This is a genomic window from Pseudoclavibacter sp. Z016 (assembly GCF_002931215.1).
Classification (GTDB): domain Bacteria; phylum Actinomycetota; class Actinomycetes; order Actinomycetales; family Microbacteriaceae; genus Pseudoclavibacter.
Genome location: NZ_PSTU01000017.1, coordinates 174029 through 191297 on the forward strand (window position 1 = coordinate 174029; position 17269 = coordinate 191297).

19 protein-coding genes are annotated in these 17269 nt (G+C 68.4%); 5 read left to right on the top strand and 14 right to left on the bottom strand.

Annotation, left to right across the window (positions count from 1 at the left end; all coding sequences use genetic code 11):
• Nucleotides 1–22: 22 nt before the first annotated feature.
• Entirely contained in the window at nucleotides 23–988 is a 966-nt protein-coding gene (locus C5B99_RS16040; protein ID WP_104244172.1) for an alpha-ketoacid dehydrogenase subunit beta, read from the bottom strand.
• Nucleotides 989–1050: 62 nt separating this feature from the next.
• Entirely contained in the window at nucleotides 1051–2181 is a 1131-nt protein-coding gene (locus C5B99_RS16045; protein ID WP_258063427.1) for a thiamine pyrophosphate-dependent dehydrogenase E1 component subunit alpha, read from the bottom strand.
• Between the two features lie 189 nt (nucleotides 2182–2370).
• Here C5B99_RS16045 and C5B99_RS16050 point away from each other — a divergent pair, with 189 nt between their 5' ends.
• On the top strand, nucleotides 2371–2793 hold the full coding sequence (locus tag C5B99_RS16050) for a phage holin family protein (RefSeq protein WP_104243893.1): 423 nt from the start codon (nucleotides 2371–2373) through the stop codon (nucleotides 2791–2793).
• 9 nt (nucleotides 2794–2802) lie between these two features.
• Here the strand turns inward: C5B99_RS16050 and C5B99_RS16055 are convergent, their stop codons facing one another.
• Together C5B99_RS16055 and C5B99_RS16060 are read right to left on the bottom strand one after the other, a co-directional pair.
• Nucleotides 2803–4269, bottom strand: coding sequence for a hypothetical protein (locus C5B99_RS16055; RefSeq protein WP_104243895.1), 1467 nt, complete (start codon nucleotides 4267–4269; stop codon nucleotides 2803–2805).
• Entirely contained in the window at nucleotides 4266–4619 is a 354-nt protein-coding gene (locus tag C5B99_RS16060) for a hypothetical protein (protein ID WP_104243897.1), read from the bottom strand. The genes C5B99_RS16055 and C5B99_RS16060 overlap by 4 nt, the downstream gene beginning before the upstream one ends.
• A gap of 198 nt (nucleotides 4620–4817) precedes the next feature.
• Between C5B99_RS16060 and C5B99_RS16065 the strand changes: the two genes are divergently transcribed.
• Both C5B99_RS16065 and purB read left to right on the top strand, forming a co-directional pair.
• Nucleotides 4818–5372, top strand: coding sequence for a low molecular weight protein-tyrosine-phosphatase (locus C5B99_RS16065; protein WP_308471438.1), 555 nt, complete (start codon nucleotides 4818–4820; stop codon nucleotides 5370–5372).
• Nucleotides 5369–6751, top strand: coding sequence for an adenylosuccinate lyase (purB, locus tag C5B99_RS16070; protein WP_104243901.1), 1383 nt, complete (start codon nucleotides 5369–5371; stop codon nucleotides 6749–6751). The genes C5B99_RS16065 and purB overlap by 4 nt, the downstream gene beginning before the upstream one ends.
• Before the next feature lie 32 nt (nucleotides 6752–6783).
• On the opposite strand, the gene C5B99_RS19395 is transcribed toward purB, so the two are convergent.
• The 9 genes from C5B99_RS19395 to C5B99_RS16115 form a co-directional block, all read right to left on the bottom strand.
• Entirely contained in the window at nucleotides 6784–7257 is a 474-nt protein-coding gene (locus C5B99_RS19395) for a hypothetical protein (RefSeq protein WP_181059541.1), read from the bottom strand.
• A 7-nt stretch (nucleotides 7258–7264) separates the two neighbouring features.
• A complete protein-coding gene (locus tag C5B99_RS16080; protein ID WP_146080612.1) occupies nucleotides 7265–7918 on the bottom strand; it encodes a hypothetical protein in 654 nt (217 codons plus the stop codon).
• A gap of 131 nt (nucleotides 7919–8049) precedes the next feature.
• Nucleotides 8050–8709: a response regulator transcription factor gene (locus C5B99_RS16085; RefSeq protein ID WP_104243905.1), complete on the bottom strand. Its 660-nt coding sequence runs from the start codon at nucleotides 8707–8709 to the stop codon at nucleotides 8050–8052.
• Nucleotides 8706–9974: a sensor histidine kinase gene (locus tag C5B99_RS16090; protein WP_104243907.1), complete on the bottom strand. Its 1269-nt coding sequence runs from the start codon at nucleotides 9972–9974 to the stop codon at nucleotides 8706–8708. The genes C5B99_RS16085 and C5B99_RS16090 overlap by 4 nt, the downstream gene beginning before the upstream one ends.
• A gap of 68 nt (nucleotides 9975–10042) precedes the next feature.
• Nucleotides 10043–11272: a serine hydrolase gene (locus C5B99_RS16095; protein WP_104243909.1), complete on the bottom strand. Its 1230-nt coding sequence runs from the start codon at nucleotides 11270–11272 to the stop codon at nucleotides 10043–10045.
• Nucleotides 11273–11379: 107 nt separating this feature from the next.
• On the bottom strand, nucleotides 11380–11628 hold the full coding sequence (locus C5B99_RS16100) for a hypothetical protein (RefSeq protein WP_104243911.1): 249 nt from the start codon (nucleotides 11626–11628) through the stop codon (nucleotides 11380–11382).
• An 84-nt stretch (nucleotides 11629–11712) separates the two neighbouring features.
• Nucleotides 11713–12240, bottom strand: a complete 528-nt coding sequence (locus C5B99_RS16105; RefSeq protein WP_104243913.1) for a GNAT family N-acetyltransferase — start codon at nucleotides 12238–12240, stop codon at nucleotides 11713–11715.
• A gap of 206 nt (nucleotides 12241–12446) precedes the next feature.
• The gene (locus tag C5B99_RS16110) at nucleotides 12447–12761 is read right to left on the bottom strand and encodes a sigma factor (protein ID WP_146082032.1); all 315 of its coding nucleotides are present in this window, start codon (nucleotides 12759–12761) and stop codon (nucleotides 12447–12449) included.
• Between the two features lie 261 nt (nucleotides 12762–13022).
• Nucleotides 13023–14153: an MFS transporter gene (locus tag C5B99_RS16115; RefSeq protein WP_219819664.1), complete on the bottom strand. Its 1131-nt coding sequence runs from the start codon at nucleotides 14151–14153 to the stop codon at nucleotides 13023–13025.
• Nucleotides 14154–14387: 234 nt separating this feature from the next.
• Between C5B99_RS16115 and C5B99_RS16120 the strand changes: the two genes are divergently transcribed.
• Nucleotides 14388–15326, top strand: coding sequence for a LysR family transcriptional regulator (locus C5B99_RS16120; protein WP_104243919.1), 939 nt, complete (start codon nucleotides 14388–14390; stop codon nucleotides 15324–15326).
• Here C5B99_RS16120 and C5B99_RS16125 read toward each other — a convergent pair.
• Complete coding sequence (locus tag C5B99_RS16125; RefSeq protein ID WP_219819665.1) at nucleotides 15310–15909, bottom strand: TetR/AcrR family transcriptional regulator; 600 nt, start codon at nucleotides 15907–15909, stop codon at nucleotides 15310–15312. The two genes, C5B99_RS16120 and C5B99_RS16125, sit on opposite strands and share 17 nt — an antisense overlap.
• 110 nt (nucleotides 15910–16019) lie before the next feature.
• Here C5B99_RS16125 and C5B99_RS16130 point away from each other — a divergent pair, with 110 nt between their 5' ends.
• Nucleotides 16020–17201, top strand: a complete 1182-nt coding sequence (locus tag C5B99_RS16130) for an MFS transporter (RefSeq protein ID WP_104243923.1) — start codon at nucleotides 16020–16022, stop codon at nucleotides 17199–17201.
• The last annotated feature ends 68 nt before the right edge of the window (nucleotides 17202–17269 follow it).

Sequence of the window (17269 nt, forward strand, 5' to 3'; positions counted from 1 at the left end):
CCTCTATCTGTGCGGGCTTGGTTCAGTACTCGAGCGAGCGGTCGACGGCTTCGAGGATGCGGTCTGCGTCCGGCAGGTAGCTCGCCTCGAGCTTCGCTGGCGGGAAGGGAACGTTGAAGCCCGACACGCGAAGCACGGGCGCCTCGAGCGAGAAGAACACTCGCTCCTGCACGGTCGCGGCGATCTCGGAGCCGATGCTGGCGTTCGAGGGGGCTTCCTGCGCGATGACGAGGCGACCCGTCTTGCGGACGGACTCCACGATCGGCGCGTAGTCGATGGGGCTCAGCGAGCGGAGGTCGATGACCTCGAGACTGATGCCCTCGGCCTCGGCGACCGCCGCCGCCTGCAGCGCTACCGCGGTCATGGCGCCGTGCGCGACGAGCGTCACGTCGGTGCCGACGCGGGCGACTCGGCTCGCGTGCATCCCGGCAGCGGGGGCGGCGAGGCTGACCTCGCCCTTCTGCCAGTACTTGCTCTTGGGCTCGAAGAACATGACGGGGTCGTTGCTCTTGATGGCCTGCTGGATCATCCAGTACGCGTCGTTCGGCGTCGACGGAGAGATGAGACGGAGTCCGGCGGTGTGCGCGAAGTAGGCCTCTGGGCTCTCCTGGTGGTGCTCGACGGCGCCGATGTGCCCGCCGTAGGGCACGCGGATGACAACCGGCATCTGCAGGCGGCCCTCGTTGCGGTTCGTGAGCTTCGCGAGCTGCGTCGTGATCTGGTCGAAGCCGGGGAAGATGAAGCCGTCGAACTGGATCTCGCACACGGGCCGGTAGCCGCGCATGGCGAGGCCGATGGCGGTGCCGATGATGCCGGACTCCGCGAGCGGGGTGTCGAGCACGCGGTTCTCGCCGAAGTCGCGCTTCAGGTGCTCGGTGACGCGGAAGACGCCGCCGAGCGTGCCGATGTCCTCGCCGAGCTGCACGACCTTGTCGTCGTCTTCCATGGCGCGGCGCAGGCCGGCGTTGATGGCCTTCGCGAGCGGCATGGTGACCGTCTCCGGCGCATCCGCCTCCGACTCGGGCGTTGTGGTGCTCGTGGCGACGTCGGTCATCGGGTTGCCTCCTGGCTCGCGTTGTCATCGAAGGACGCCTCGTACCGGCGCAGCCACTGCTTCTCTTCCTCGAGCTGCGGATGCGCGTCGCTGTACACGTTCTCGAACATGGAGTCGTTGTCGGGCTCTTCGATCTCGAAGACGCCGCGGCGCACGTCGGCCGCGTAGTCCTTCGCTGCCTCGTCGACGCCGGTGAAGAAGTCCTCGCCCACGTCCTGCGCGCGCAGGTACGCGCCGAGGCGGGCGATCGGGTCGCGGCGGCGCCACGACTCCTCCTCGTCCCTCGTGCGGTACTTGGTGGGGTCGTCCGTCGTCGTGTGGGCGCCCATCCGGTAGGTCTCAGCCTCGATGAAGCCGGGGCCACCGCCGGCGCGCGCCCGCTCGAGGTGCGCGCGCGTGACGGCGAAGCTCGCCATGACGTCGTTGCCGTCGATGTGCGTCGAGGGCATGCCGAAGCCGCCCGCGCGCTTGTAGAGCGGGTTGTTGGCCTGCACGGAGACGGGCACGGAGATGGCCCACTGGTTGTTCTGCAGGAAGAAGACGAGCGGCACCTGGTAGCTCGTCGCGAAGATGTAGGCCTCGTTGGTGTCGCCCTGGCTGGTCGCGCCGTCACCGAAGTACACGACGGTCGCCTCGTCCTTGTCGAGGTCGCCGGTGCCGGTGGCGCCGTCGAACTTCTGGCCGAGCGCGTAGCCGGTCGCGTGGAGGGTCTGCGAGCCGATGACCAGCGTGTAGGGGCGCACGCCGTGGCCTTCCGGCGACCATCCGCTGTGGGTCACGCCGCGCAGCAGGCGCAGCACGTCGACGAGGTCGACGCCGCGCACGAAGGCGACGCCGTGCTCGCGGTAGGAGGGGAAAACCGCATCTTGCGGGCGCATGGCGTAGGCGGAGCCGATCTGGGCGGCCTCCTGTCCCTCGGCGGGGACGTACAGGGACAGCTGTCCCTGGCGCTGCAGCATGGTCGACTCACGGTCGAACGCCCGCACGTAGCTCATGTCGCGATAGGCGCGAAGGTAGTCCTCCGTGGTGAGCAGCTCAAGCTGCTCCAGGAAGGGCTCGGCGGCCTTCGTCGGCTTCACCTCTCCCTCTGGAGTGAGGATCTGCACGGTCTCGTCGCCTGGAGTCACGTCGTGTGGCGCCTTCCTGCTGTTCCGATCTCGCATGCGGTTGCCCGAGATTTCGCCAGTCTAGTTCTCCACCCCATGGCCGTTCAGGAGAAATCCTCCAACAGTTCGGGCCGACCCTGCACGGCATCGACGACACGAGGCGGGCGAGCGCCCCAGCCGCTTCACCGCAGGATCGGGGAGAATGGGGGCATGCGAGCCATCTTGAGCATCCTCATCAACGCCGTGGCCCTCTGGGTCGTGACCCTCATCCTGCAAGCGCATGTCCAGGTCATCCCGTTCGAGGAGTCGACTTGGGGCGTCATCGGCACGCTCGCACTGTTCGGGCTGATCTGGGGCGTCGTGAACGCCGTGGTGGGCGGGGTCGTGCGTGTCGTCGCGTTCCCCCTCTACATCCTCACGCTCGGCCTCATCTCGTTCATCGTCAACGGATTCCTGTTCTGGCTCGTCGGGGTCATCAGCGACAGCATCGGCTTCGGCATCGAGGTCTCCGGCTTCTGGTGGGCGGTGCTCGCAGCGCTCATCATGTCGGTGGTCACCGCGGTGCTCGGCGGCTGGGTGCGCGGTGCCGACTCGAAGCTCAAGAGCGATGAGCGTCGCCGTCGGGAAGCCTGATCGAGGCGTTCAGATCTTGATGTCGTCTGGCTTGAGGTTGCTCGTGATGGGCGCGAACTTCTCCTCGATGAGACGATTCACCTCGTCGATGGCCTCACCGGGTTCCGGAAGCGGGTCGAGCCGGTCAACCGTGTAGAGCCTCGACTCGTCGAGCTCGAAGCCGTCGTAGACGTCGAGGAGGTCCGTGCGGGCCGCATCCAGGGAAGGCACCCCGCTCGCGTCGGCCATGCCGGCGGTCTCGAGGTAGCGCGTCTGCGCGTGGGCGGCGAGCGGGTCGTCGTCGAACGGCGTCACCGCATCGGCCTCGGCGAGCACGACCGTTGAATCCTCGCCATCCGGGGCGAGCCCCTGCAGGCCGACGATCGGGTCTTCCCGGTGCTGGATCTCGATGATCGGGGCTCGGCTCCCGGGCGACGCATCATCGCCCCGACCATCAGCCTGCTGATGCTGCAGCTGCGCCCTCAGCCGTTCGGCGTCGATGGGACCCCCGATCGAGACGAGGCCCTTCGTGTCGAACCTCCCCAGCCCGGCGATCGACGCAGCGACGAGCGCACCCTGCGAGTAGCCGGCGAACACGACGGCATCGCCCGGCTCGATACCCGCCTCTGCCATCGCAGCGAGGACGGCGGACACCGACTGCGAGTCGATCCCCGCATACGCCGCGAGGTTGCCGGCCAGGTCGAAGGGGTTCCCCGTCGCGCCGTACGACTGGTTCGAGGTGCCCGTGATCGCGACCTCGTAGAGCTGGGCTCCGGCCGCGTCGACGTAGCTCGTGACGCGCACCTGCGGTCCTCCGTCGACCGAGGGAGGGATGGCGGCGACCAGCGACTGGAGTCCCGTGGGAGCCGCATCCCGGCCATCGAGCGGAGCGCTGGCGCTCCCCACCCTGAAGCGATCACTCGGGGTCAGCCCCGCCACACCTGCCCCGGCGAGCGCCCACGACACGAGACTGCTGCCGTCGGCGCCGGGGACCGGCGGGAGGCCGAGCATCCCGAGCGCGAAGTCGTCGGCGTTCTCCACGGTGACGCGGATGAGCTCCTGCACCCGCGGGTCGCTCAGCGTCGGAGCCTCCCCCGCAAGAGCCGCGAGCGCCGCGATTCCAGCCGCCGGGCCGAGGAGCGCGACCGTCAGCGGCAACGAGCGTCCGAGGAAGTTGGCGGCGCTTGCGCCCGCTGCTTGGACGACGGCCGCGGAGACCGCCTCGGCCCGCTCGTACAGCTCGGCGGCAAGCTGGATGCGCTCGCCCAGCGAGGACAGCTGGGTTTCCAGCGGCGCCCCTCCGAAGAAGGCGACCTCGGCCTGCGCCGCCGCTGCAGCGAATGTGAGGCCCGAGCCGCTCAGCCATACGGACGGCGGCAGCCACTCCTGACCGGCGAGGATCGTGCGGAGCGCTTCGAAGTCGTCGGCGAACAGCCCGGCGCGGACGGCGATGGCGCGGACGGCGATGGGCCCGACGACGACAAGCTCGCCGCTCATCGGGCCCCCAGCGCCTCGAGCTCGAGACCTAATGCCCCATGCGCTCGGCGGTACTCGGCCTCGGCGAGCCCTGCGGCGGTCGCGACGAGTCCGATCGCGTCGGCGAGGAGCTCGGCCTCGATGGCAAGGCAGCGCTGCGCTGGCGAGCTCCACGCGTCGGAGACCGCGAGCAGCCTGAGGCCCGTGCAGATATCGGTGGTGCCCGAGCCGAAGGCGTACAGGGCGCGAGCGTTGTCGAGGGCGATGAGCTGCAGGGCGTGGATGATCTGCTCCCTCGCGGCATCGACGAACGGCAGTGTCTGGCCGATCGTCGACGGTGCGATGGGAACGAAAGACGTGGTCTCTGGCATTCGCGGTGGTCCTCTCGTGCGTCGGAGACTCCGATCCTGCGGCGGCAGGAGAAGCGGCGACGCATGCACGCCCACGGGTGTGGAGGGACGCGCATCCACAGGCCGGATGCCTGCAGAGTGCGGCTTCGCTCCGACGGGCAGCGAAAGAGCGGGTGAACACGCACGCGAACCGGTGCTGAATGCGTGACAATGGGCGTCATGGCGAAAAACAGCAAGGACGCGGTCTTTCGCATCATCTTCGTCTGCACCGGCAACATCTGCCGCTCCCCGATGGCGGAGGTCATCTTCCGCGACATGGTCGAGCAGATCGGCCTCGGCAGCGCCGTGAGCATCAGCTCGGCGGGAACCGGCGAATGGCACGTGGGCGAGAAGGCGGACCCCCGCACGCAGTCCGCGCTCGAGCGGGCCGGGTTCACGGCGGAGAACCATCGCGCGAAGCAGTTCGAGGTCGACTGGTTCGACACGTTCGACCTCATCATCACCTTCGACCGCGGCCAGCGGCGCATCCTCAAGGCGTGGGCCTCCGACGACGAGCAACGCTCGCTCGTGCAGCCCCTCCTCACCTTCCACCCGGCGCCCCCGGGCGGGATCACGGAAGTCCCAGACCCGTACTATGGCAACGATCAGCTCTTCGACCACGTGCGCGACTTGATCACGAGCGCGTGCGAGGAGCTTCTTCGTCAGATCGAGCCGGTCGTCCGGGCAGCGCTGACGGCGCGCGCCGGATCGTCCTCGTCCCAAGGAGCACAATGAGCCCCCTCCCTCCCCAGATGCTGAGCCCCCTCGACTCGCGCTACCGCAAGAGCGTCGAAGGTCTCGGCGAGCACCTCTCCGAGGCCGCGCTGAACCGTGCCCGCGTGCACGTGGAGGTCGAGTGGCTGCTGTTCCTCACCGACCGTGAGATGTTCGGCTCGCACAAGATCGATGCAGACAAGGCCGCAGCACTGCGTGCACTCGTCACCGACTTCGGCCAGAAGGACATCGACGAGCTGGCCGAGGTCGAGGCTCGCACCCGTCACGACGTGAAGGCCGTCGAGTACTACGTGCGCGCCCGCCTGGAGGAGCTCGGGCTGAGCGAGCTCGCCGAGCTCACCCACTTCGCCTGCACGAGCGAGGACATCAACAACCTCTCGTACGCGGTCACCATCCGCGACGCCGTCACCGACGTCTGGCTCCCCTCGGCTTCCGGTCTCGCGGACCGCATCGCGGAGCTCGCCGTCGAGCTGCGGGATGTGCCCCTGCTGTCGCTCACGCACGGCCAGCCGGCGACGCCGACCACGCTGGGCAAGGAGCTCGCCGTGTTCACGCACCGACTGCGCCGCCAGCTGAAGCGCGTCGAGGAAACCTCGTATCTCGGGAAGTTCGCCGGTGCCACGGGCAACTTCGCCGCGCACCAGGCGGCAAGTGTCGACACCGACTGGGAGACGCTTGCCGACGAGTTCGTGAGCGGCCTCGGCCTCACCTGGAACCCGCTGACCACGCAGATCGAGTCGCACGACTGGCAGGCCGAGCTGTACTCGGACGTGTCGCGCTTCAACCGCATCCTGCACAACTTCTGCACCGACGTGTGGACCTACATCTCGCGCGGTGTCTTCCGTCAGATCCCGCAGGCCGGCTCGACGGGCTCGTCCACGATGCCGCACAAGATCAACCCGATCCGCTTCGAGAACGCGGAGGCGAACCTCGAGATCTCGAGCGCTCTCCTCGACTCGCTGGCCTCGACGCTCGTCACCTCGCGCCTGCAGCGCGACCTCACCGACTCGAGCGCGCAGCGCAACATCGGTGTCGCGTTCGGCCACTCGCTGCTCGCGCTCGACAACGTGACGCGTGGACTGCGCGAGATCGCCGTCGACGAGGAGCTGCTGGCGAACGAGCTCGACGGCAACTGGGAGGTGCTCGGCGAAGCGATCCAGACCGTCATCCGAGCCGAGATCGTCGCTGGTCGTTCATCCATCGCCGACCCCTACGCTGTGCTGAAGGACCTGACGCGCGGCCGCCGCATCGGCAAGGCCGATCTCGTGGAGTTCGTGACGGGCCTCGACATCGGCCAGGAGGCGAAGGACTCGCTCCTCGCCCTCACTCCCGGCAGCTACACGGGCGCCTCGTCGCGCCTCGTCGACCACCTGGGCTGAGCGCGCGGGCGGAACGCCCGCTGGTTCTCCAGCTACTTGCTGGTTGGGGCCTCGTTCGACGTCGTCTCGTCGAGCGGGGCCTCTTCTGCATCTGCCGGGAGCGTGGCTGCGGGCTCCTCGGTCGCCGCGGCCTGCTCCGGTTCGCCGATGCGCTCTGAGGGCTCCGCTTCGGCTGCAGCCTCGTCGACGACGGGTGCCTTCTCGTCTGCGGCCGCCGCCTGCGTGGCCGCGCGGCTCTGCTCGCCTTCGTCGCTGCGGGAGACGCCCTGCTCTGCGTTCTCGAAGCGGTCGAGGTATATCTCGTTCTCGGGATTCGGCGAGTAGGAGAGCACGAGCATCGCCAGCACGAGGATCGAGACGATGAAGGCGACACCGGCGAAGATGATGCCGAGCAGGAAGTCCTGTGTCGTGAGCAGCAGGATGAGGAGCACGAAGCCCGCCATCACGGCGGAGATGCCGAGCAGCTCGAAGGGCTTCATGAGCGCGCGGCGCTTGGGTTGTGTCACTGGGGAATCAGGCTTTCTTGGTGAGTTCTGGCTCGGCGGCCGGTGCATCCGCGAGGATGCCGCGGAGGGTGATCCCCTCGATGACCAGCAGCACGCCGAGCACTGCGAGGTAGGCGCCGACGTAGCCGACGGTCTGCACGGATGCGGTGAGGGTGCCCTCGACCTGCTCGATTCCGCCGTAGTCGACGCGAAGGTCGGGCGGGATGATCGCGACGAGGAGTCCGAGGAGCACGGTGACGGCGCCGGTGATGAGCACCTCGCGCGAGAAGAACTTGGTGGCACGGCCCACGCGGGCGCTGATGAGTTCGAGCGCTCCCGTGACGAGGGCCCAGGTGGCGACGGTCGCGATGAACGCGGCGGCGGTCGCGTGCTCGGTCTCTGCGGTGCCCATGAAGAGCGCGAAGCCTCCGGCGAGCGCCGAGACGACGGCTCGCGCGAACGTGAGCGCGCGCGCCGGGTGGTCCTTGAAGCCGACGGCTTCGAAGCCGATGAGCACGCCGGATGCGAGCGCGAACGCACCGAACGTGATGAACCCGAACGCCGCAGAGTGGTCTTGGGAGAAGGTGATGACGGCGGCGATGATGAGCGCGGGCACGGCGCGGGCGATCATCGACATCCACAGGCGTTCCGGGACTGCTGTAGGCCCCACTTGCATCGTCATCGTTCGCTCCTCACGATCTGCCGCCAGTCTACCCAGTCGGTACCGCACGGCTCCCCGGCGCGGGACGACGTCACCGTGTTGCAACCTGGCAGTCGCCAGGGCGCGTCATCCGCGCTCCGCTGCGACTGGGCTCAGCGGACATCGAGAAGGCCCGCGCGGATGCCCCAGAGCACGACCTGCAGGCGGTCCCTCGACGCGGTCTTCTGGAGGAGCCCCGCGAGGTGGTACTTCACCGTGGTGGGTTCGACGAACAGCTCACCGGCGATCTCCGCGTTGGACAGGCCGCGCGCGAGGAGCCCGAGGACGTCGAGCTCCCGCTCCGTCAACTCGACCCCCGTCGTCGGGGCTGGCTGCGACACGGGCCGGCGCCGCTCGGCGAATTCGTGGAGGATGCGCCTGGTGAGGCGCTGGTCGAGCGTCCCGTGCCCTGCGGCGACCGACCGGACCGCGGCGAGCAGCGTCGCCTCATCCGCGCCCTTGAGGAGGAACCCGGCCGCCCCGGCCTCGAGCGCCGCGAACACGTCCGCATCGACGTCGAAGGTGGTGAGGATGAGCACCGCAGCGTCGAGCGACGGTTCTGCAGCGATCATCCGCGTCGCAGCGATGCCGTCGGTTCCCGGCATGCGGATGTCCATGCAGACCACATCGGGGCTCAGCTCGCGAGCGAGCCGGACCGCCTCTGCACCGTCGGCGGCTTCGGCGACGACGTCGAAGTCGGGCTCCGCGCCGAGGATCACCGACAGCCCGGCGCGCACGACCGCCTGGTCGTCGGCGATGAGGATCCGGATCATGAGATCTCCCTGTCACGGTTCGGGCTTTGGCCCGTGCCACGGATCGTGAGCGCATTCCGCCAGCCGCCGTCGCTCGTCGGTCCTGTGCTCAGAGTCGCACCCACGAGCTCGGCTCGTTCGGCCATGCCGGAGAGCCCGTACCCCGGCTGCGCGGGCGCAGGTGGCACGACCGCATCCGCTCCGGGCCTGGTTGGCGCGTTCGCGACGATGATCTCCACGCCGTCGTCACCGAACCGCACGCTGACGTCGCTGCGTGCACCCCGGGCGTGACGTGCCGCGTTCGCCAATGACTCCTGCACCATGCGGTACGCGGTGGCCTCCGTCAGCGGGCCGAGCGGTCGAGGCGCACCGGCTACACGGAAGTCGACGGCCTGACCACGCTCCCGCGCGGCATCCACGAGCGTCGCGATCCCCTCCAGGTTCGGGGTGGGGCTCGGGCGCTCAGGGCCGCCCGTGCGTTCGTCGTCGTCGTCGCTGCGCAGCAGTCCAACGGTGCGCCGGAGATCGACGAGCGTCGTGCGTGCGTCGTCCTGGATGCCCTGCATCATGGCCCTCGCCCGGTCAGGGTCGGAGCGGGTCAGGGTGGTTGCCGCCTGCGCGCTGACGATGATGCCCGACAGGTGGTGGCCGGCGATGTCGTGGAGTTCGCGTGCGAGGGCAGTGCGCTCCGCCCTGAGTTCGCCGCGGGCCCGTTCCGCCTGACGCTGCTCGGCCATGCGCGCCTGCTCTCGGAGCGCATCCGTCAAGCGTTCCCGACCGAGCACGTAGTCGGCGATGCCCGCGGGAAGGACGTAGAGGAGCAGGATGCGCAGGAGAAGCGTGGCGCTCAGGACGAGCGGCGCCTCGCGTGACCCGAGCAGCATTGCGACGCCACCGACCGTGGTCGTCGCGGCCGCCCCGACGCCGAGTGCGATGAGCGCCGCCCTGAGGGGCAGTTGCCGCACGACCCGGTACGACGCGACGCCCACGGCGAGCGCGCCGATGCCGAGCTCCCCGGCCGTCGTGCCGAGGATCGCGAGATCGATGCCGACGATCGCCGCGAACACGGGCAGCGGGCGGAAGCGGCTCGGCCACAGCAGCAGCGCCTGGACGGCGATGAGGCTCGCCAGCACCAGCGGTGACCCGGTTCCGGGGACCGACGCGAAGAGGGCGCGATCCCAGGTGCCGATCGCAAGGAATCCGACGGCACCCGCCAGCACGAGGAGACTGGGCGTCACCGACCAGAGGGCGACCATCACGGCCGAGTTCCGCGGCGATGAGCGCATGACCCGATTCAACCACGCCGGGTGGTGGCCCCTGACGAGGCCATCACCCGGCGCGAACTCGTCGTCCGCTACTGCCCGCACAGCGTCTCGTCGAGGGCATCGATGACCATGCGGTACTGCGCGAGAAGCCGCTCGTTGTCGTCGGGCGAGACAACCGCCCAGGGGAGCGCGGTGACGGCGATCGTCACGGCGGTGCCGTCCGGGCCGATGGCGTTGCGGGTCTGCGTTCCGGGGATGTCTCCCCCGTGCCCCCAGGCGACTCCGCCACAGGACAGCGGGTAGCGCTGCAGGCCGAGGCCGTACGCGGCACCAGGGGTCAGCTCATCCCCGGCGGGGACGGTCGTCTGCATCTCCGCGAGCGCCGCCTCGCTCAGGAGTCGGCCGTCGAGGAGGGCGCGCATGAAGGTGTTGAGCTCGGACGGCGTGGACACGAGAGCGCCGGCGGCCCAGCCGAACGCGGGGTCCAGCTCGGAGATGTCCCGGAGGTCGCCGGCCGTCTCGGCGTGGTACCCGCGGGGGTGCTCGCCGCGCAGCTGCCGTTCGCCTGGCGCGGGCAGGTAGGTGTGCTCGAGGCCGAGCGGCGCGACGATGCGCTCGTCGATCTGGGTGGCGAGTGCCCGTTTCGTGACGGCCTCGATCATGAGTCCCAGCACCAGGTAGTTGGTGTTGCTGTATCCCCACCGCTCCCCTGGGGCGAACGCCGCGGGCCGCTCGAACGCGACATCGAGCATGGCCCGGGGAGAGATGTACGTCTCCTGCGCGCCGAACGCGTCCGCCGCGATCTTGTCCGCGTACTCGGGCAGGCCAGCGGTGTGCTGGAGGAGCTGGCGCACGGAGATCTTCGTGCCGTCGACCCCGTCCCCCGTGATGAGACCGGGCAGGTACGCGTCGATCGGCTCGTCGAGGGCGACCTGCCCCTCATCGGCGAGCTGGAGGACGATCGTCGAGACGAACATCTTCGTGTTGCTGCCGATGCGCACCTCCCCATCCACGGGCGGTGCGTCCCCCGTGGCGATGTCCCCTTGTCCGAGAGCGAGGTTCGAGGTCCTGCCCTCGCTGTCGGTGACGGATGCGAGCACGCCGGGGTATCCCGCGTCGACGAGCGCCTGCATGGTCGCCTCGTGCTGATCCGGACTGGCGTCGGCGTTGGCCGCGTTCGACCATGCCCCGACGCCGATCGCGCCGGCGGCGAGCACGCTGGCAGCGGCGATGACTGCGGTCGCCTTCCTGGGCTTGCCGCTTCGAACGTTCGTTGCTGGATCGGTGGGGTGTGCGTCTGCGGTTCGTTGCGTTTCCATGCATCCAGCGTGACGAAACACGCCGCTTGGCACCCCATCCTTGCGAACAGTCGCGCCTGCCCACGCGGCCAGTCAGCGGCCTTCGGAGCTCCGGGTCCGCGCGATCGTCAGGTCGAGGACAGATCAGGTGCCGGGACCGGAGCTGCATGACCGCTTGCGGCCAGAATCTCGTCGACGAAGCCCTGGGCGGTGGTCGCCACGATCTGGAAGTGGTCGCGCTCCGCGGTGGTGCTCTCCGGGCGCTCGACCTTGTCGAGGGCGGCGTCGGCGTACTCCTGGAGTGCGTTGATGAGGACGGAGTGGCGATCTTCGTCGGTCAGGTCGAGAGTCACGAGATGCGGGGTCTGCTCAGTCATCACGGCAGTGTCTCACTCTCTCCCGACACCAATATGTGCCCGTCGACACCCCCGCGACGCTCGGTCGCGGGGAACATCCGCGGCTCATCGATTGGAAAAGGCCTCGAGGGGGCGAGCCCATCGCTGCCCGACGACGTCTCGTTCGAATCGCGGGTCGAGCTCCTGGGAGAGCAGGGAGAAGCCGGCGCTCTGGAGGAAGCCAGCGGCGGCGGTGAACTCCCGGGCGCTCCAGACCTCGACACGTGAGGCGTTTCGTCTCCGGGCGAAGTCGACGCCGGTGTCGACGAGTGCCCGGCCGATGCCGCGGCGCCGCGCGTCGGGTGTGACGATCAGCAGCCGCAAGAGGGCGGCCTCGCCGTCCTCCCCCGGCATGCAGAAGACGCATCCCACGCGTCTTCCGTCGAGCTCGGCGATCCATGCCCCTTCACGCTCGCGTTCCTCGACGGCGGCATGGCCCTCGATGGCGTGCGCGACAAGACGCTCGTAGGTGCGGCCATCCTCGAAGGAGTCCGAGAAGGCCTTGTGGGCGAGCAGTACCCAGGCGAGGTCCCCGGGCTGGTCGAGCTGGCGGATCGAGTGCGGCGGAGCGGACGGTGCTTCAGGAGAGGTCATGACAGCTTCCTTCGAGCGCGAAGAAGTGGACGGACTCCGGTCAGTGCGTACATTTCCACGTTACCGGCGACGATGCCAGGAACGAAGTCTTCAGCGGTGCAGGCCGGGGCCGCCGTCGAGCTGAGCGGCGTCTGAAGCGGGTCCGAACATGGGACAAGGCTTCTGAGCACACCTGCGAGCGCACCACCCTCATGACGCGCTCGGGGTCACTCGACCTCCGCCAGCTTCGAGACCGATCGAACCGTCGCGGCCAGGATCGTCTGCCGCGCACGCCCCTGCGGGAGACGAGGCGCGCACTGCCAGATGGTCAACCAGGCGTCGGTGGTGGCTTCTTGCGCTCGATCTTCTCGATTGAGGAGTCTGAGCGCCAGCGCGAACATCGTCGGGCTCAGGGCGTCGTAGAGACGAGACAGCGCTGCACGGTCTCCGGATCCCACGAGCGCGAGGTCTGCATCCAGCCTCTCGTCTCCCGATTCCGCTCCCCCATCGGCACATGGCCGTTCCGCCACGACCGTGCTCATCGCGCGCAGCCTCGCACCGTGCCACAGCTCGACGCGCACCGACCTGAGTTCGACATGGTGACCCTCTTTCCGTGAGGGGTCGGAGCTGGCCGCTCTCCCTCGAGCCCTGCGAATATTTATCTAGTTAACCTAGCTAAATGAGAAGCGGGGTGCCCGCGAGTTTGCTGAGACCGCGAGGTGCCGACGGATGTTCGACCCCTCGGCAACAGCGATGCGCTCTGCGGTTGCGTCCCGGCGTGATCGCATGCCGGAAGCCAACCCTCAAGACACGCGTCGCGCGTCGCTCTCGGGGGCCCGGATGATCGCCATCAGGAAGGCGGTCACCCCGATGCCTGCGCTGACCCAGAAGACCGGGCTCGGCCCCATACTGTCGAGCAGCCTCCCACCGGCGAACGCGCCGAGAGCGATGCTCGCATTGAACACGCTGACCCAGAGGGCGGCAACGGACTCGCGATGCTCGGGCGCCGCCCGGGCGATCCAGGCCTGGGTGCTCACGGAGACGCCACCGTAGAAGAATCCCCATGCGGCCATCAGCACCGCGGCAGCAACCGTCGCGGTCGCCAGCGAGGGGAACAGTGCGAGCACGCAGACGAGCCCCAGGCTCAGGCTCACGATCACGACCCTCGGCACCTTGGCTGCAGGCGGACCCGCCACGAAGTTGCCAACAATCCCGAGGGCACCGTAGATCACGAGCAAGGTTCCGATGACGGGTGCGCCGAGCCCCGCGACCACCTCGAGTGCCGGACGGACGTAGGTGTACGCCGAGAAGTGCCCCGTCACCAACAGGGCCGTGATCGCGAGCCCCACTCGGACCCCCGGGTTCTTGAAGGCCAAGACCAGCACGTTGAACGGAACCTCCTCCTCCGACGGCATCGCCGGCAGGGTGGTGGCCATCGCGAGCGCGATGAGTGCCGCGGCGATAGCAAGGCCCCAGAACACCGCGTTCCATCCGAGGACAGCGCCGACATAGGTGCCAATGGGGACTCCGAGGACGGAAGCGAGCGCGATCCCGCTGAAGATGACCGTGGTCGCGAGCCCCACGGCACGGGCTCCGACGAGTCTGGGAGCGAGGCTCGCCGCAAGGGCCCAGACGCCTCCCATGCTCAACCCGAGGAGCACTCGGGCGGCCGCGAGGACGAGGAAAGTGTCGGAGATGGCGGTGAGCGCGTTGGCCGCGACGACGAGCACCATCAGCGCGATCAGCGTCGCACGACGGTCGATCCGCCCGGTCACGATGGGGATGAACGGGGCTGTGACCGCTGCGACCAGGCCGGTGATCGTGAGCGAGAGACCGATCGTCCCCTCGCCTTCGGCGAGCGACGCGCTCATGGGGGTGAGAAGACCGACGGGCATCATCTCCGCCGCGACGACGATGAACGTGGCTGCAGCCATGAGGGCAACCGCGCCCCAGCGGTTCCTGGTGCCGTGACCCGGGCGAGAGACGGCCGAAACTGCCACCGAGGACTGGGGCGCTGCTGCTGGGGGCACTGGCGAAGTCATGCATTCAGCGAACCCTCCGCGCGACTTCGGATCAACGGCAGATTACTGATACTTGCATTAGCCTGACTTATCGATAAAGGGTTCCTGCGTGGTTCCCAGCCACCGCGGAGGGGAGAGCCGTCACACATGCCTGAGGTGCCGATCAGAGAGATCGAGTGCTTCCTCGTCCTCGCAGAGGAGCTGCACTTCGGACGAACCGGCGAGCGCCTCTTCGTGTCTCAGAGTCGCGTAAGCCAGCTCATCAGCACGCTGGAGCAGCGCATCGGTGCGAGCCTGGTCTCTCGGAGCAGCCGTCGAGTGCAACTCACGGAGTTCGGGACAGAGTTCCGCGACGCGCTCTCACCAGCGCACCGCGCGCTCGTCGAGGTGGTCGAGCACGCCCAGATGCGGGCGCGCGACGCGCCGACACCGATCCGGGTCGGATTCCAGGGCGCGATCTACGACTCGATCGCGAAGGCCATAGCGCAGTTCGAGCGAGCGCACCCGCAGACCCCCGTGCACATCAAGGAGCTACCACTCGGTGACCCGTTCAGCGACGTGCTGGCGGGCCGCGTCGACGCAGCAGTCGTGCTCCTGCCCGTTGACGACCCTGAGCTGGTGGTCGGGCCGATCTTCTCGCGACACGGTCAGATGCTGGCGGTCTCCGTCGACCACCCGGTGTCGAAGATGCGCGAGCTCAACGCCGAGCAGCTGTCGGAGATGACCCTGGTGCCGATCGTCGGCCCCGCGCCCGAGTACTGGCAGCGCGTGCACTCACCGAGCACGACTCCCGGCGGAAGACCGGTTCGCTTCCGCGGAGGAGCGAGCACACTGCAGGAAGGCCTCTCGCAGGTGGCGTCGAGCAGCCGCGGCCTGATCCTCTGCACTGCAACAGCCGACTACAGTCGACGCGCAGACATTGCATTCGTGCCGCTGAACGGGCTCCCTGAATCGTCACTTGCCCTGGTCTGGCGAGCCGACCGGGAGACCGCACGCATTCGCGAGTTCTCATCGACGGTCGACGAGGTCGTTGCACGGCACGGCACGACGGCAGACGCCAGCGGCACGACTAGCTTCGGGGGCTGAGGGCCACAACAAGCACATCCGAGGCCGCAAGAGCCTCCTCGAGGCGCCCCTCTCCGTGAGCAGTATCACCTTCGGACGACCAACGTGACAGATCCGAGAGCGCGCCATGGAGCGCGATCGCAAGCGACCGCGGCGAGGCGCCTGCACTGATCTCCCCCGTCGCCTGTCCGCTCTCGATGATCTTGGCGATGGAGTCGACGCAGGAGCGCGACGCGACGTCGCCCCCTTCGCGCAGGACGGCCGGAGCATCGTGGAACAGGATCTGCTGAACTTCAGGAGCGCTTGTGCGAGTGATGTATGCGCGGGACCGCTTGCGCAATGCGTCACCCGCTCGGGGCTCGGCGTCCGAGATCGCGAGCAGCTCGGCATCGATCTCGCCGTCAATGCCTGAGACCACTGCCCGCAGGAGGCCTTCCTTCCCGCCGAAGTGGTGGTACAGCGCCCCGCGCGTGAGCCCTGCAGCAGCCGTGAGCGCATCCATCGACGTGGCTGCGTAGCCGTCCCGCGCAAACGCTGTTCTCGCGGCGGCGATGAGACTCGCGCGCGTCACGTCGATCATCTGCGCTCTCGTTCGACCCGCCATGAGACCTCCTCGATCACGTCCGAGCGTAGTTGACATACGTACCGTATGCCAACATGCTTGCATTCACATACGCACTGTATGTGAATATGAGGAGAGGGTCCGCCGAGAGCATGGCTGGTCAGTACCGAACGTTGTTCCAGGAGCCGGGGACGAAACCCCTGACGGCCGCCGGCCTGGTTGCCCGCATGCCGCTCTCGATGGTGGGCATCGGGGTGATCACCATGGTCTCGAGCACCACGGGCAGCTATGCGCTGGCCGGAGCCCTGGCCGCCAGCTACGCAGTTTCGGCGGCGATCGCCGGCCCACAGGTCGCTCGATTCGTCGACCGCTTCGGCCAGCGCAGGGTTATCCCTTTCGTCGCCGCGTTCAGCGCAGTCGCCATTGCGCTGCTCGCCCTCACCTCGGCGAGCGGCGGCCCCGAGTGGCTACTGTTCACCACCGCGATACTCGCGGGGATCGCCCCGAGCGCACCAGCGCTCGTTCGCGCCCGCTGGACTCACCTCCTTCGAGGAACGCCGAGGTTGCATGCCGCGTACGCGTGGGAGACAGTGCTCGACGAAGCCAGTTTCATCCTCGGCCCGCCCCTGTCCATCGGCCTCAGCGTCGCGCTCTTCCCACAGGCCGGGCCGCTCGTGGCCGGCGCTTTCCTGCTTGTCGGCGTCCTGTGGCTTGCCGGGCAGCGGCACACCGAACCTCCGGTGAGAGCCGCACTGCAGTCGAGCCGCCGGTCAAGCGCGTTGAGGGAGCCGACCGTCGCACTGGTCGCCGTCGTCATGGTCGCGCTGGGTGCCATCATCGGAACAATCGACGTCGTGAGCGTGGCCTTCGCCGAGCAGGAGGGGGCCCCCGTTGCGGCGAGCATTGTGCTGTCGGTCTACGCCATCAGCTCCTGCGCCGCGGGGTTCCTCTTCGGATCACGTGAGTGGAAGACACCGACGCCCCGACTTCTGAGGCTCGGGCTCCTGGCAACTGCCGTCACAGTGCTGCCGCTGCTGTGGGTGCCCACGATTGCAGCGCTCTGCGTTGCCGTCTTCGTCTCCGGCATCTTCTTCGCCCCGACGATGATCATGGCCGCCAAGCTCATCGAAGAGGTCGTCCCGGAAGACGCCCTCACGGAATCGCTGACCTGGTCGACAGCGGGGCTCGGCTTCGGGACCGCCCTCGGACCGGCGATTGCTGGGTCGATCATCGACGCTCACGGTGCAACTGACGGCTTCTGGGTCGCGATCGTCGCCGCCGCGCTGCTCCCAGGACTGTCGCTCGCTGTCGCGGACGCACGACAGGGAACATAGGCACGCGCTCGATCGAGGTATCGAACGTGGGCCTCGACCGGCCGGTCGCGATCAGCCGCAGTTCAACC

Coding starts and splice junctions, on each gene's coding strand:
- C5B99_RS16040 (WP_104244172.1), bottom strand. CDS start 988: ATGCCGCTCGCGAAGGCCATCAACGCCGGCCTGCGCCGCGCCATGGAA.
- C5B99_RS16050 (WP_104243893.1), top strand. CDS start 2,371: ATGCGAGCCATCTTGAGCATCCTCATCAACGCCGTGGCCCTCTGGGTC.
- C5B99_RS16055 (WP_104243895.1), bottom strand. CDS start 4,269: ATGAGCGGCGAGCTTGTCGTCGTCGGGCCCATCGCCGTCCGCGCCATC.
- C5B99_RS16060 (WP_104243897.1), bottom strand. CDS start 4,619: ATGCCAGAGACCACGTCTTTCGTTCCCATCGCACCGTCGACGATCGGC.
- C5B99_RS16065 (WP_308471438.1), top strand. CDS start 4,818: ATGGCGAAAAACAGCAAGGACGCGGTCTTTCGCATCATCTTCGTCTGC.
- purB (WP_104243901.1), top strand. CDS start 5,369: ATGAGCCCCCTCCCTCCCCAGATGCTGAGCCCCCTCGACTCGCGCTAC.
- C5B99_RS16080 (WP_146080612.1), bottom strand. CDS start 7,918: ATGACGATGCAAGTGGGGCCTACAGCAGTCCCGGAACGCCTGTGGATG.
- C5B99_RS16085 (WP_104243905.1), bottom strand. CDS start 8,709: ATGATCCGGATCCTCATCGCCGACGACCAGGCGGTCGTGCGCGCCGGG.
- C5B99_RS16090 (WP_104243907.1), bottom strand. CDS start 9,974: ATGCGCTCATCGCCGCGGAACTCGGCCGTGATGGTCGCCCTCTGGTCG.
- C5B99_RS16095 (WP_104243909.1), bottom strand. CDS start 11,272: ATGGAAACGCAACGAACCGCAGACGCACACCCCACCGATCCAGCAACG.
- C5B99_RS16100 (WP_104243911.1), bottom strand. CDS start 11,628: ATGACTGAGCAGACCCCGCATCTCGTGACTCTCGACCTGACCGACGAA.
- C5B99_RS16105 (WP_104243913.1), bottom strand. CDS start 12,240: ATGACCTCTCCTGAAGCACCGTCCGCTCCGCCGCACTCGATCCGCCAG.
- C5B99_RS16110 (WP_146082032.1), bottom strand. CDS start 12,761: ATGAGCACGGTCGTGGCGGAACGGCCATGTGCCGATGGGGGAGCGGAA.
- C5B99_RS16115 (WP_219819664.1), bottom strand. CDS start 14,153: ATGGCTGCAGCCACGTTCATCGTCGTCGCGGCGGAGATGATGCCCGTC.
- C5B99_RS16120 (WP_104243919.1), top strand. CDS start 14,388: ATGCCTGAGGTGCCGATCAGAGAGATCGAGTGCTTCCTCGTCCTCGCA.
- C5B99_RS16125 (WP_219819665.1), bottom strand. CDS start 15,909: ATGGCGGGTCGAACGAGAGCGCAGATGATCGACGTGACGCGCGCGAGT.
- C5B99_RS16130 (WP_104243923.1), top strand. CDS start 16,020: ATGGCTGGTCAGTACCGAACGTTGTTCCAGGAGCCGGGGACGAAACCC.